The sequence below is a fragment of the Aequorivita iocasae genome (assembly GCF_016757735.1).
Classification (GTDB): Bacteria; Bacteroidota; Bacteroidia; order Flavobacteriales; family Flavobacteriaceae; genus Aequorivita; species Aequorivita iocasae.
In genome coordinates, this window is sequence record NZ_CP068439.1 from 2,221,439 (window position 1) to 2,236,001 (window position 14,563).

Sequence of the window (14,563 nt, forward strand, 5' to 3'; positions counted from 1 at the left end):
TTTGAGAGTCGGGCTCTTTTGGTGTATGGTCGCAATATTATTGAAGATTATACGATGAAGAGTTTGATCCTGGCTCAGGATGAACGCTAGCGGCAGGCCTAACACATGCAAGTCGAGGGGTAGAGGGTGCTTGCACCCTTGAGACCGGCGCACGGGTGCGTAACGCGTATGCAACCTACCTTCTACAGGGGAATAGCCCAGGGAAACTTGGATTAATGCCCCATGGCCCATACAGATAGCATTTGAAGTATGGTAAAGATTTATCGGTAGAAGATGGGCATGCGTCCCATTAGCTTGTTGGTAAGGTAACGGCTTACCAAGGCTACGATGGGTAGGGGCCCTGAGAGGGGGATCCCCCACACTGGTACTGAGACACGGACCAGACTCCTACGGGAGGCAGCAGTGAGGAATATTGGACAATGGGCGGGAGCCTGATCCAGCCATGCCGCGTGCAGGAAGACTGCCCTATGGGTTGTAAACTGCTTTTTTACGGGAAGAAACACCCCCACGTGTGGGGGCTTGACGGTACCGTACGAATAAGGATCGGCTAACTCCGTGCCAGCAGCCGCGGTAATACGGAGGATCCGAGCGTTATCCGGAATCATTGGGTTTAAAGGGTCCGTAGGCGGGCGTCTAAGTCAGTGGTGAAATCCCGCAGCTCAACTGTGGAATTGCCATTGATACTGGTCGCCTTGAATCAATGTGAAGTGGCTAGAATATGTAGTGTAGCGGTGAAATGCTTAGATATTACATAGAATACCGATTGCGAAGGCAGGTCACTAACATTGCATTGACGCTGATGGACGAAAGCGTGGGGAGCGAACAGGATTAGATACCCTGGTAGTCCACGCCGTAAACGATGGATACTAGCTGTCCGGCCTGCATTGGTAGGCTGGGTGGCCAAGCGAAAGTGATAAGTATCCCACCTGGGGAGTACGTTCGCAAGAATGAAACTCAAAGGAATTGACGGGGGCCCGCACAAGCGGTGGAGCATGTGGTTTAATTCGATGATACGCGAGGAACCTTACCAGGGCTTAAATGTAGTCTGACAGGGGTGGAAACACCCCCTTCTTCGGACAGACTGCAAGGTGCTGCATGGTTGTCGTCAGCTCGTGCCGTGAGGTGTCAGGTTAAGTCCTATAACGAGCGCAACCCCTGTCGTTAGTTGCCAGCATGTAAAGATGGGAACTCTAACGAGACTGCCGGTGCAAACCGTGAGGAAGGTGGGGATGACGTCAAATCATCACGGCCCTTACGTCCTGGGCCACACACGTGCTACAATGGCAGGTACAATGGGCAGCCACGCCGCAAGGCGGAGCGAATCCACAAAACCTGTCTCAGTTCGGATCGGGGTCTGCAACTCGACCCCGTGAAGCTGGAATCGCTAGTAATCGGATATCAGCCATGATCCGGTGAATACGTTCCCGGGCCTTGTACACACCGCCCGTCAAGCCATGGAAGCTGGAAGCACCTGAAGTCCGTCACCGCGAGGAGCGGCCTAGGGTGAAGCTGGTAACTGGGGCTAAGTCGTAACAAGGTAGCCGTACCGGAAGGTGCGGCTGGAACACCTCCTTTCTAGAGAAAGACGACCGAAATTCAACAAGAGAAGGCTCTTATATTGAAAAACGAGGGGTCTTGCTTGGTTTAGCTGTCAATTTTAAAATATTATGGTCAACAGGTTAAGTCTCAGTACATCAAAACTGAATGCTGAACACTGAACATTGGGGCCAATTACAGAGTCCCATAGCTCAGCTGGTTAGAGCGCTACACTGATAATGTAGAGGTCGGCAGTTCGAGTCTGCCTGGGACTACAACCGAAACCGAGACGGAAATCGAGATCGGAGTTTGAAAAAAGTATTTCTTCGGGAATATAAGTTCATAAACACATATTGAAAGGAAATTTTAGAAGTTGGGTATCCCAAGTTGACGTATAAGTCATCAATTAACTGATAACTGTTAACTGATAACTGGCAACTGAAACAAATGGGGGATTAGCTCAGCTGGCTAGAGCGCCTGCCTTGCACGCAGGAGGTCATCGGTTCGACTCCGATATTCTCCACCAAGGACAACAACCGTTGCCTTCCATTAGCTGCCCGTTATCCGGGCCTGGGGGACACGGGGATCCGGACAGTTCATTGACATATTGGAAACAAAGAATACGAGAAAAGTAATAATTAAGTGTATACTTTTAGTATACGAAATTTGAATAACTCATTAAAAGAGCAAAAAGTACAATAAGCAAAATAAGGGCGTATGGGGAATGCCTAGGCTCTCAGAGGCGAAGAAGGACGTGATAAGCTGCGAAAAGCTGCGGGGATTGGCACATACAAGTTGATCCGCAGGTATCCGAATGGGGCAACCCACCGTATTGAAGATACGGTACCCGAAAGGGGGCGAACCCGGGGAACTGAAACATCTAAGTACCCGGAGGAAGAGAAAACAATAGTGATTCCGATAGTAGCGGCGAGCGAAATCGGATTAGCCCAAACCAATGCCGTTACGGCGGTATTGGGGTTGTAGGACCGCGACATTTGATGCGCAATGAACTAGAACACGTTGGAAAGCGTGGCCATAGACGGTGATAGCCCGGTATAGGCAAGGAGCGTTATCGATAGCGGTATCCTGAGTAGTGCGGGGCACGTGAAACCCTGTATGAATCCGGCGGGACCATCCGCCAAGGCTAAATACTCCTGAGAGACCGATAGTGAACCAGTACCGTGAGGGAAAGGTGAAAAGAACCGTGAACAACGGAGTGAAATAGAACCTGAAACCATACGCCTACAAGCGGTCGGAGCCAGTTTACTGGTGACGGCGTGCCTTTTGCATAATGAGCCTACGAGTTACTGTTGCCAGCGAGGTTAAGGTCCTTAGGACCGGAGCCGCAGCGAAAGCGAGTCTGAATAGGGCGCCATAGTTGGTAGTAGTAGACGCGAAACCGTGTGATCTACCCTTGGGCAGGTTGAAGTTTGGGTAACACCAAATGGAGGACCGAACCCGTTGACGTTGAAAAGTCTTGGGATGACCTGAGGGTAGGGGTGAAAGGCCAATCAAACTCGGAAATAGCTCGTACTCCCCGAAATGCATTTAGGTGCAGCGTTGACATATAGTTTTATAGAGGTAGAGCTACTGATTGGATGCGGGGGCTTCACCGCCTACCAATTCCTGACAAACTCCGAATGCTATAAAATGTTGGTCAGCAGTGAGGGCATGGGTGCTAAGGTCCATGTCCGAGAGGGAAAGAACCCAGACCATCAGCTAAGGTCCCCAAATGATAGTTAAGTTGAAAAAACGAGGTTGGACTGCACAGACAGCTAGGATGTTGGCTTGGAAGCAGCCATTCATTTAAAGAGTGCGTAACAGCTCACTAGTCGAGCGGTCCGGCATGGATAATAATCGGGCATAAACTATCTACCGAAGCTATGGACAGATTTATTCTGTGGTAGGGGAGCATTCTGTTTGCGCCGAAGGTGCGCCGCGAGGCGTGCTGGAGCGGACAGAAAAGAAAATGTAGGCATAAGTAACGATAATGCGGGCGAGAAACCCGCACTCCGAAAGACCAAGGTTTCCCCAGCTATGCTAATCAGCTGGGGGTTAGTCGGGGCCTAACGCGAACCCGAAAGGGGTAGTGGATGGACAACGGGTTAATATTCCCGTACCTGCCCGCGCCAAAAGCGACGGAGGCGAAAAGATGGTGCGCACTGACGGAATAGTGCGTTGAAGCGAGCAGCAATGCCGTGATAGTACACTGAGGCTCCGGCCAAGGTGATAATCCATTGTATCGACTTCCAAGAAAAGCGAGCGAGGCAGCCCGTACCCTAAACCGACACAGGTGGTTGGGATGAGAATTCTAAGGAGCTCGAGAGATTCATGGCTAAGGAACTAGGCAAAATCGACCCGTAACTTCGGGAGAAGGGTCGCCCACGGCAACGTGGGCCGCAGTGAAGAGGTCCAGGCGACTGTTTATCAAAAACACAGGGCTCTGCAAAATCGAAAGATGAAGTATAGGGCCTGACACCTGCCCGGTGCTGGAAGGTTAAGAGGAGATGTCAGCTTCGGCGAAGCATTGAATTGAAGCCCCAGTAAACGGCGGCCGTAACTATAACGGTCCTAAGGTAGCGAAATTCCTTGTCGGGTAAGTTCCGACCTGCACGAATGGTGTAACGATCTGGACACTGTCTCAGCCATGAGCTCGGTGAAATTGTAGTATCGGTGAAGATGCCGATTACCCGCTGTGGGACGAAAAGACCCCGTGCACCTTTACTATAGCTTAGTATTGGTTTTGGACAAGTAATGTGTAGGATAGGTGGGAGACTTTGAAGCTGCGTCGCCAGGCGTGGTGGAGTCATTGTTGAAATACCACCCTTTGCTTGTCTAGAGTCTAACCCTTCGAAAAAGGGGACAGTGCTTGGTGGGTAGTTTGACTGGGGTGGTCGCCTCCAAAAGAGTAACGGAGGCTTCTAAAGGTTCCCTCAATACGGTTGGCAATCGTGTGTAGAGTGCAATGGCATAAGGGAGCTTGACTGAGAGACCTACAAGTCGATCAGGTACGAAAGTAGAGCATAGTGATCCGGTGGTTCCGCATGGAAGGGCCATCGCTCAAAGGATAAAAGGTACGCCGGGGATAACAGGCTGATCTCCCCCAAGAGCTCACATCGACGGGGGGGTTTGGCACCTCGATGTCGGCTCGTCACATCCTGGGGCTGGAGAAGGTCCCAAGGGTTGGGCTGTTCGCCCATTAAAGTGGCACGCGAGCTGGGTTCAGAACGTCGTGAGACAGTTCGGTCTCTATCTACAGTGGGCGCAAGAAATTTGAGTGGATCTGATCCTAGTACGAGAGGACCGGATTGGACCGACCGCTGGTGCACCAGTTGTCCCGCCAGGGGCACCGCTGGGTAGCTACGTCGGGAAGGGATAAGCGCTGAAAGCATATAAGCGCGAAACCCACCACAAGATGAGATTTCTTTAAAGGGCCGTGGGAGACTACCACGTCGATAGGCCGTAGGTGCAAGGGCGGTAACGTCCCAGCCGAGCGGTACTAATAGCCCGTAAGCTTATGTACGCCGCCTTCCCCGCTCCGGCGGGGAGAGCAACTCTTTTTTTAGGTAGGTTCGCTTTTCCCCTATTGTCTGTTTCCATATGTCAAGATATTTGTTGCGCGAATGCGCAACGCTTTAGGCCCTAGGCCTTAAGCGACAGGCCCGGGGCCTGCTGCTTATGGCTTAGAGCACATAGCTAAAACTAAGGTGGTTATAGCGACGGGGCTCACCTCTTACCATTCCGAACAGAGAAGTTAAGCCCGTTTGCGCCGATGGTACTGCAATCCTGTGGGAGAGTAGGTCGCCGCCTTCCTTTAAAACCTTCACCATGCATTTGGTGAAGGTTTTTTTTATGGAGTAATGCGTAGAGGGACTTGTTGGAGATTGGAATGTTTCTCCGAAGGCGAAGCTTCTAAAATATTGATTTCAGAATCGTATTTATTCCTTTAAAACACAGAAAAATTGCTGCTGCACCAGCTATAATTCCAAAGAAAAGAAATACGAAGAACATAAATGTTTCTTTGTTGAGAAAAGATAAGGTTAATAAATAAGGACTTAAAAAAAGCAATGGCAAAGCAAAGGCCATGAATTTTAGGCCTTTTTTTAACAAATCAAAATCTGTGTGTTCTTTACCCATTTTGAAAATTGTTTATTGCATTGCGAACGTTTTTATGTTTTTCCAAAAGTGATTGTGCCTGTTTTTCAGAAACATTCAATTCACTCATAATCATTCGTACACCTCGGTCCACGAGCTTATTATTGCTTAACTGCATATCTACCATTTTGTTTCCCTTTACTCTTCCCAATTGAATCATCGCAGTGGTCGAAATCATATTAAGAACTAGCTTTTGGGCCGTACCAGCTTTCATACGGGAACTGCCAGTAACAAATTCGGGTCCGACAGTCACAACAATCGGAAATTTTGCAGTATTAGCCAAAGGGCTTCCTTCATTGCAAGTTATACAACCTGTGAAAATATTGTTTTCATTACATTTCTTAAGCGCTCCAATTACGTAAGGAGTTGTTCCCGAAGCTGCAATGCCAATCACAATATCTTTTTCTGAAATGTTTTCTTTCTGAAGATCTTCCCAACCTTGGTTTTCGGAATCTTCAGCAAACTCTACGGCTTTACGAATGGCAGTGTCGCCACCTGCTATTAAACCGATCACTAAATTGTAGGGAACACCAAAAGTTGGAGGACATTCGCTAGCGTCAACAATTCCCAAACGGCCACTCGTTCCTGCGCCTATGTAAAATAACCTTCCTCCATCCTTTAATTTTTCAACTACTTTTTCGGTAAGTTTTTCAATCTGGGGAAGTGATTTTTCAACAGAAAATGCAACGGTTTTGTCTTCGTTGTTTATGTTTTGAAGCAATTCAGAAACGCTCATTTTTTCCAAATGATTGTATTTTGAATCGGATTCTGTTGTTTTAATAAAAGACATATTCAAATTTACGATTAAAAATAATGGTTATTGAACAGTATAATTAAGTGTAGAAACTTCTGAAATCCTAAAATAGCCCAATGGAAAATTATCAGGATTTGTTTCATTTACAATATTTCCTCGGACGGTTGCAGGCTGCGTTTCAAAAGGTCCACCGCCACCATCACTGGTTTGCTGTAAAAGGATAAACATAAAGTTGTAATAGGCTTCACTTACACCGTATATATTGAATTGTACCTCGTCTCCAGCAGCAAGATCTTCCACCAAATAGTAACCAAAAATGGTATTTCCATCAAAAAACTCATCTTTATAAACGTCTAAAACGTCACCTCTTTCTGAGAGTCCTTCAAAATAATAAAAGTTTTGTTCGCCTGCAGGATCGGTGAAAAATGCTTTTAGTTCAATATCTTCACCTGTAAAGCCGCCATCATTGCGCTGTTCCACAAATTCTAAAGGAGAAACATTATATAACTGCTCAGTTGCGCTGTAGGTCTCATCTTTGTAAATAACTTCTAATCTATAATCTTTTCCAGGCTCTACGGGGAAAGGTGCCATATAAATACCATTGTTAAAATATTCAAGATTTACAATAAATCCTTCTTCTGTAATAATCTTTACTTCAGCATCTTCGATAATAGTATTTTCGTTTCCGAAAAATGGTTTAGTTGTTGTCAACCTCACTCTCGCTTGAACTTGATCTTCGTTACTATTTTTGTTACAATTAGCTTCAATTACTAATCTAGGTGGAGCTGTATTCAGCTCTACATCAATTACATCTTCACAGGAAGCAAAAATTCCGAAGAAAATCACCAATAAAAATAACTTCTTCATACTCTTAAAATTTAAAATTATAGGTTACCGAAGGGATTATCCCAAAAATGGAAAGCCGAACGGCTTCATTTTTACCTGTGTCAGTGTTTTCACGAAAGGAGACCGAAGCGGCGTTTTTACGATTATACACATTGTAAATGCTAAAAACCCATTCGCCTTTCCAACGTTTTGTACTTTCAGGCTTAGGAGTCCAAGTTGCGGAAAGGTCCATACGGTGGAACGCTGGAAGACGACTGTTGTTTCGGGCTTCGTAAACGGGAACAACCACACCGTTGTATTCATATTGTCCTTCCGGATAGGTTGTTGGTATTCCTGTTTGGAAGATAAAATTTGCTCCAAAAGACCATTTGGTTGTGAGCTGATATTGTCCAGTTACTGAAATATCGTGCGTTTTGTCCCAAGGCGAATTATACCAATCTCCATTGTTTATTCCACTTTCAGCTGGGTTTCTTCCGGGTGTTCGTTGCTCACTTTTTGAAAGGGTATACGCTAACCAACCTTGTAATTTTCCAGGGTTTTTTTTGAAAAGCATCTCCAATCCGTAGGCTCTTGCTTCCCCATTCAAAAGAATTTGTTCTACTGCGTTGTTGGCAATTAAATCGGCATCGTCCACATAATCCAAACGGTTTTTTACTTTTTTGTAAAAAGTTTCCACTTCGAGGGAATAATTTTTGAAATTTCTGAAATAACCCAAGGCTACTTGATCTGCCAACTGTGGTTCAATATATTTTCCGCTCGGCGCATAAATATCAAAAGGGGTTGGCGAAGTGGTATTGCTGATTAAATGGATATATTGGGTCATCCTATTATAGCTCGCTTTTATGGAAGAGTCGTCATTCAGCAAATAGGAAATTGCAAAGCGCGGTTCCAAATTGGCAAAAGATTTTATGGTTTCACTTCTGCTAAAAGAAACTGTATCAATTGGTTTCGCCTTTTGATAGATATCTAAATCTGGATTGTAAATTATCGGGTTGTCGTTTTCGTATAAAAACAGTTCGTCTTGCCCCAAACGGTTGAAAGTAGATAATCGAAGCCCAGCCTGTACCGAAATTTTATCTGAAAGATCTATTTCAGCATCAACGTAAGCTGCGTTTTCCCAAGCGTATTTATCGGTAAGTTTAAAAGGGTTGATTCCAGAATCTTCCGTAGTTGGCGTTACATCACCTGGATTGAATTTGTAATAAATACTGTTGATTCCGTAGCGCAAATCCACGTTGTTTGAAATGTAATGTGTGAAGTCATATTTCAAATTGAAATTTCGAATGCCGCTGTCAAAGTCAAACTCTACAAATTTTAGTTCCAAACCGTAATAATAATCTGAATAAATCAAAGATAGATTCGAAAATAATTTATCTGAAAAAAGATGGTTCCAACGAAGATTTAGCGTTGTATTTCCGAAGCTATTCGCGAAGCTATCAGAGATTTCAAAAACATCCCTTCCGAAATAACCGGACAAATAAAGGCGATTATTATCGTTTAGGTTATAACTAAGCTTGGCATTCAAATCATAAAAGTATGCTACATTATCATTGTCGAAAAGAGGCAAAAACAAGTGCGCATAACTACTTCTTCCTCCAATCAAAAACGATGCTTCGTCCTTTTTTATGGGGCCTTCCAAAAGCAATCTGCTCGCCACCAAGCCAATGCCGCCGCTGGCGTGATATTCGCGTTTGTTTCCGTCTTTTTGGTAAATATCTAAAACTGAAGAAATTCTTCCGCCATAACGGGCCGGAATCCCGCCTTTGTAAAGCGTCAAATCTTTTATGGCATCGGGATTGAAGACCGAAAAGAAACCGAACAAATGCGAAGAATTATAAAGTGTGGCTTCGTCCAACAAAATTAAATTTTGATCAGCAGCGCCCCCGCGGACGTTAAAACCGCTGGCACCTTCACCCGCACTGGTAACTCCGGGAAGTAGTGTTATTGCTTTGATAACATCCACTTCGCCCAAAACCACAGGGATTTTTTTAATAGTATTTGTAGAAAGTGTGTTTGCGCTCATCTGTGAACTGCGAATATTGAGTTTTTCGCCATTGGCTTCAATGATTACCTCATCCAAACTTTCGGTATCGGTGGCTAGGGCCAAATCCTTTTTTGTATTTTCAAAAAGGGAGATTTCAAGTTTTTGGGTTGCAAAACCAATGCTGCTGTAAACAATTTCATAATCGCCTTTTGGAAGTGTAATGGAATAATAACCGTACTGGTTGGTTACCGTACCTGTTTGAAGCGAAGGGATAATAACATTTACACCAATCAAAGTTTCGCCTGTATCCGCTTCAGAAATTGTGCCGCTGATAGTATATTTTTCCTGACCGAAGGCTATAAAGCTTCCGAGAAAAAGTAGAAAAGTTAGTATTTTTTTCAAATGTTTGATTGTTATATATAAAAAAACCTCCAGCTGTACTGAAGGTTTTAAAACGGTTAGATTACTACTTTATTTCTGAAAGTATGTTATTAAAAGTTTTGCTCGGTCGCATCGCTTCCGAAACCAGCTTATCGGTTGGTTCGTAATAACCACCAATGTTTACTGAATGCCCTTGAACGGCGATCAATTCATTATTTATTTTGGCTTCGTTTTCCTTTAATTCTGTTGCGATGGGAGTGAAGATTTTTTTCAAATCTGCGTCTTTGTCTTGTTTTGCAAGCGCTTCCGCCCAATACATCGCCAAATAGAAGTGGCTTCCGCGGTTGTCCAGTTCCTTTACTTTTCGTGAAGGTGATTTACTGTTGTCTAAGTATTTTTCAGTGGCTTCATCCAAAGCATCTGCCAAAACGATTGCTTTTGGATTGTCATATTTCGTTCCCAGATGTTCCAAAGAAACTGCTAAAGCCAAAAATTCTCCCAAAGAATCCCAACGAAGATGGTTTTCCTCTAAAAATTGTTCAACGTGTTTAGGGGCAGAACCTCCTGCGCCTGTTTCAAACAAACCGCCGCCACTCATCAATGGAACGATTGAAAGCATTTTTGCACTCGTGCCCAATTCCAAAATAGGGAAGAGGTCAGTTAAATAGTCACGAAGTACGTTTCCTGTTACAGAGATTGTGTCCTTTCCAGCTTTTACGCGTTCCAAAGTATATTTGGTAGCTTTTTCGGGGGAAAGGATTTTAATTTCAAGTCCTTCAGTATTGTGATTTGGAAGGTATTTATTCACTTTTTTGATGAGTTCGGCATCGTGGGCACGGTTTTCATCCAACCAAAATACAGCTGGATTTCCGGTTGCCCGGGCACGTTCAACGGCAAGCTTTACCCAATCTTGAACAGGTAAATCCTTTACTTGACACATTCTCCAAATATCACCTTTTTCAACAGTATGTTCAATAATCACTTTTCCGGAAGCATCCAAAACCTGTACTTTTCCGTCTGCGGAAATTTCAAAAGTTTTATCGTGGCTTCCGTATTCTTCGGCTTTTTGAGCCATTAAACCTACGTTTGGAACGGTTCCCATTGTGGTTGGGTCAAAGGCTCCGTGTTTCTTGCAGAATTCGATAGTGGCTTCGTAAACACCTGCGTAACTGCTATCAGGGATTACAGCTTTAGTATCGTGAGATTTCCCATCAGGTCCCCACATTTGCCCAGAATTTCGGATCATTGCCGGCATAGATGCATCGATAATTACATCACTTGGAACGTGGAGATTGGTAATGCCTTTATCGCTATTCACCATCGCCAAATCTGGGTTTTCGGCCATTATTTTTTTAATATCCTTAAGAATAGCGTCTCTTTCGTCTTCATTCAATTCGGAAAGTTTGTTTTCCAAATCGCCCAAACCGTTGTTGGCATTAACCCCTAATTTCTTAAAAGTATCGGCATATTTTTTGAAAAGATCCTCAAAATAGACTTTCACCGCATACCCAAAAATAATCGGATCACTCACCTTCATCATTGTTGCCTTCAAATGAACAGAAAACAATACTTTCTTTTCTTTTGCATCTTTCACTTGTTCTTCCAAAAAGTTTATCAATGCTTTTTTGCTCAATACTGTAGCATCTATGATTTCACCTTTTAATACTTTTAGATTATCCTTTAAAACTGTTTTATTTTCTCCATTTTCTACCAAAACAATGCTCAAAGTATCATCAGCAGCCATCGTCAATGATTTTTCATTGTGAAAGAAATCGCCGTGTTGCATTGTGGCAACATGGCTCTTACTATTACTGCTCCAAGCGCCCATACTGTGTGGGTGTTTTTTTGCGTAATTTTTTACGGCTTTTGGGGCGCGACGGTCGCTATTTCCTTCACGGAGAACAGGATTTACTGCGCTTCCTTTTACTTTGTCGTATTTTGCCTTTATTTCTTTTTCTTCGGAAGTAGTAGCAGTTTCAGGGTAATCTGGAATATTGAAACCTTTCTTTTGAAGTTCTTCAATAGCTTCATTTAACTGCGGAAGGGAGGCGCTAATATTAGGAAGTTTTATGATGTTTGCCTCTGGGGTTTTTGCAAGTTCTCCCAATTCGCTCAAATCATCATTTACGCGCTGTTCTTCTTTTAGAAATTCCGGGAAAACCGCCAAGATTCTTGCCGCTAACGAAATATCACGGCTTTCGAGTTTTATGTTTGCAGGGGAAGTAAATGCTTGAACAATAGGTAAAAAAGAATGTGTGGCCAAAGCCGGTGCTTCATCGGTTTTGGTATATATAATTTTGGAAGATTTTGTCATTGAAATGTTTTTTGGAAATAATGATTTTTTGAAATTTAAAGGAATGCAAATATAAACATTTGCAAGAGCTTTTAAAAGCTTAGGAGGGTCTTAATTGCATCTGTTTGATAGCATGTTTAAGGGTATAATAATATAATATTTGGTAGTTTATTAAACGTATCGGACGTTTTTAATTTAGCGCTCATTCATCCACTGTTCATACTTTATTTATAACCTATCTATGACTTATCTATGGCTTTGGTACGGGTGATCCTAAAGTTTGACCCGTCCTAAAACACTTATTGATTCGGTTATGGATTAGGGAGTGAAATCAATTTTTCAGAAGATTAACTAAAATGAATATTTTATAGAATAGGTTAAAACAAGAAAAGCCATATCACTGTATAAATACATTATGATATGGCTCCTTGTAAAGTAAATCGTTACCAACTATCCTGACAGAATCTGGATCAAAGCAAGGTTATTAAAAGCTTGCAGTTGTGACTTACTTACACGGGTTTCGTTTTTGTAATTTCCGTTTTCCGTGAGGTTAACGCCATTTTCAAAAACTGACCCAAAACTTTTTTTAATCTCAATACTAATAATCTAAAGATCGTGAGTATCTCAAGCAATCAAAAAAAGCCTGTAAAGTGTTTTCTTTTTATTTTTTCAAATCTGGAGACTAACATTCTTGCGAGCGTTAGCTTCATCAGTAATTTAAAAAAATGGTGTAAAAGAACGTTACTTTGTTTTATCAATAGGGCTGTTAGGCCGTTTTGATAGAGCTAATATAGAGCGGAAAATTTGATATGCAACACTTTGTAAGTCTTTAAAAATCCACTGTTTACAAACAAGCGTTGTGAACAATTGTTCATAAAAAAAGCCCTGTAAAAACAGGGCTTTTGAGAGTTTTCAACAAAGAATAAACTACATGCGTTTTTCTTTGATACGGGCTTTCTTCCCGGTAAGACCTCTAAAGTAGTAAATACGAGCTCTGCGCACGCTACCTTTTTTGTTGATCTCAATTTTTTGAAGGGCTGGCATATTAAGTGGGAAGATACGTTCCACACCAACGGTACCGCTCATTTTACGGATTGTAAAGGTTTTGGTAACACCTGTTCCCTTAACTTGGATTACAACACCTCTAAAGAACTGGGTTCTTGTTTTTTCACCTTCACGGATTTCATAGTAAACAGTGATTGTATCACCAGCTCCGAATTCAGGAAATTCTTTTTTCGTAACAAATTCGTCTTGTACAAATTTTAGTAACGCTTCCATTTTGTCAATTTGATATAGTTTAAATTAAAACAACATTCACGATTTTCGCCAGAGGTTGGATTAAGTGGGTGCAAAAGTAAGGAATTTATGTTATGAAGCAATGTTTTGTTTTATTTTTATAGAGAAAAATCATTACTCCAACAAATCTGGCCTACGCTCTTTAGTGCGTTTATATGCTTGGTCTTCGCGCCATTCCTCAATTTTGGGAGTATTGCCGCTTGTGAGAATTTCAGGAACTGCCCAGCCTTTATATTCCGCGGGGCGTGTGTAAATAGGCGGAGCCAACAGATTATCTTGAAAGGAATCTGTAAGGGCACTGGTTTCATTCCCCAACACGCCGGGAATCAAGCGGATCACGGCATCGCATACAATGGCTGCGGCAAGTTCACCGCCGCTGAGCACAAAATCGCCCACAGAGATTTCACGGGTTATGAAATGATCGCGCACGCGTTGGTCCACACCTTTATAATGCCCGCAGAGAATAATAATATTTTCCTTTAGCGAAAGCTCGTTTGCAGTATGCTGATTGAAAGTCTTACCGTCTGGCGTCATATAGATTATTTCGTCATAATCCCTTTGGGCCTTCAATTCTGTAATGCATTTATCGATGGGCTCAATCATCATTACCATTCCCGCGCCCCCCCCAAATTGATAATCGTCTATTTGTTTGTAGGCATTTGTGGAATAGTCCCGAAGGTTGTGCGTGTGTACTTCCACGAGGCCTTTTTCTATGGCGCGTTTTAAGATGGAGGCCTCAAAGGGACTTTGCAGCAATTCTGGCAATACTGTTATTATATCAATTCGCATTATAGAAATTCTTTTTTCATTTTACAACGGTCTATAGAGCCTTTGGCGCGTTCCAATACACCTTTGTCCAAGGTGTCCATGGCGCATTTTTTATAGTATTCAATCGCTTCGTCCAATTTTCCCTGTTGTTCATACATAATTGCGTATTCGTTGTAGATGGTGGATTTTGTAATGCCGGGAATATTTATGGCGGTGTCTAGAAGCTCTTTTAATTCATCATATTTTCCAAGAGTAGAGAGCAGTACGGAATAGTTGTAATAAACAGGCGGATACATGGGGCTTTTTTCTAAACACAACTTGTATAGCGTTTCTCCTTTGTCAAACTCCTTGAATTTTACCTCATAAAGGTAGCCTAAGTGATTATAGGCTTTTCCGAAGTTTGGGTCCATATCAATTATTTTTTCAAGCTTGTTTGTGGCTTCATCATAAGCTCCATTTTTTATATCTGTGTTTGCTTGATTTAGTAATTCCTCAAGTTTGGTGAGATGGTCCATTTTTCAGAAAATTTAGAGTTGCAAAAATAGGCAAT

Annotated in this window: 8 protein-coding genes, 2 tRNA genes and 3 rRNA genes; 5 read left to right on the forward strand and 8 right to left on the reverse strand. The window is 42.9% G+C overall.

All coding sequences use genetic code 11. The features are described from left to right. Positions 1-51 precede the first annotated feature (51 nt). The 5 genes from JK629_RS10210 to rrf all read left to right on the forward strand — a co-directional run bounded on the left by JK629_RS10210 (position 52) and on the right by rrf (position 5,349). Positions 52-1,575: ribosomal RNA gene (locus JK629_RS10210) — 16S ribosomal RNA — on the forward strand. Between the two features lie 162 nt (positions 1,576-1,737). After that, positions 1,738-1,811: transfer RNA gene (locus tag JK629_RS10215), tRNA-Ile, on the forward strand. 174 nt (positions 1,812-1,985) lie between these two features. Next, positions 1,986-2,062 (forward strand) — tRNA-Ala (locus JK629_RS10220). 170 nt (positions 2,063-2,232) lie between these two features. Then, positions 2,233-5,059 (forward strand): 23S ribosomal RNA (locus tag JK629_RS10225). Between the two features lie 180 nt (positions 5,060-5,239). After that, positions 5,240-5,349 (forward strand): 5S ribosomal RNA (rrf, locus tag JK629_RS10230). Together the 16S, 23S and 5S rRNA genes with 2 tRNA genes alongside form the textbook arrangement of a ribosomal RNA operon. A gap of 99 nt (positions 5,350-5,448) precedes the next feature. On the opposite strand, the gene JK629_RS15525 is transcribed toward rrf, so the two are convergent. From JK629_RS15525 to JK629_RS10265, 8 genes are all read right to left on the reverse strand, one after another. Further along, positions 5,449-5,673 carry a DUF6095 family protein gene (locus JK629_RS15525; protein ID WP_225626007.1) on the reverse strand — a complete coding sequence of 75 codons (225 nt, stop codon included), beginning with the start codon at positions 5,671-5,673 and terminating at the stop codon, positions 5,449-5,451. Continuing rightward, positions 5,666-6,481 (reverse strand): N-acetylmuramic acid 6-phosphate etherase, encoded by an 816-nt coding sequence (gene murQ, locus JK629_RS10235; RefSeq protein WP_202335526.1) that lies wholly within the window; start codon positions 6,479-6,481, stop codon positions 5,666-5,668. The genes JK629_RS15525 and murQ overlap by 8 nt, the downstream gene beginning before the upstream one ends. A gap of 27 nt (positions 6,482-6,508) precedes the next feature. Beyond that, entirely contained in the window at positions 6,509-7,312 is an 804-nt protein-coding gene (locus JK629_RS10240; protein WP_202335527.1) for a DUF4249 domain-containing protein, read from the reverse strand. Positions 7,313-7,316: 4 nt separating this feature from the next. After that, positions 7,317-9,677 (reverse strand): TonB-dependent receptor, encoded by a 2,361-nt coding sequence (locus JK629_RS10245; protein WP_202335528.1) that lies wholly within the window; start codon positions 9,675-9,677, stop codon positions 7,317-7,319. Between the two features lie 64 nt (positions 9,678-9,741). Further along, on the reverse strand, positions 9,742-11,970 hold the full coding sequence (locus JK629_RS10250) for an NADP-dependent isocitrate dehydrogenase (RefSeq protein ID WP_202335529.1): 2,229 nt from the start codon (positions 11,968-11,970) through the stop codon (positions 9,742-9,744). Positions 11,971-12,876: 906 nt separating this feature from the next. Beyond that, entirely contained in the window at positions 12,877-13,227 is a 351-nt protein-coding gene (rplS, locus tag JK629_RS10255; RefSeq protein ID WP_202335530.1) for a 50S ribosomal protein L19, read from the reverse strand. Positions 13,228-13,359: 132 nt separating this feature from the next. Continuing rightward, positions 13,360-14,034 carry a tRNA (guanosine(37)-N1)-methyltransferase TrmD gene (gene trmD / locus JK629_RS10260; protein WP_202335531.1) on the reverse strand — a complete coding sequence of 225 codons (675 nt, stop codon included), beginning with the start codon at positions 14,032-14,034 and terminating at the stop codon, positions 13,360-13,362. After that, positions 14,034-14,528 carry a tetratricopeptide repeat protein gene (locus JK629_RS10265; protein WP_202335532.1) on the reverse strand — a complete coding sequence of 165 codons (495 nt, stop codon included), beginning with the start codon at positions 14,526-14,528 and terminating at the stop codon, positions 14,034-14,036. Before JK629_RS10265 ends, trmD begins: the two co-directional genes overlap by 1 nt. Positions 14,529-14,563 lie beyond the last annotated feature (35 nt).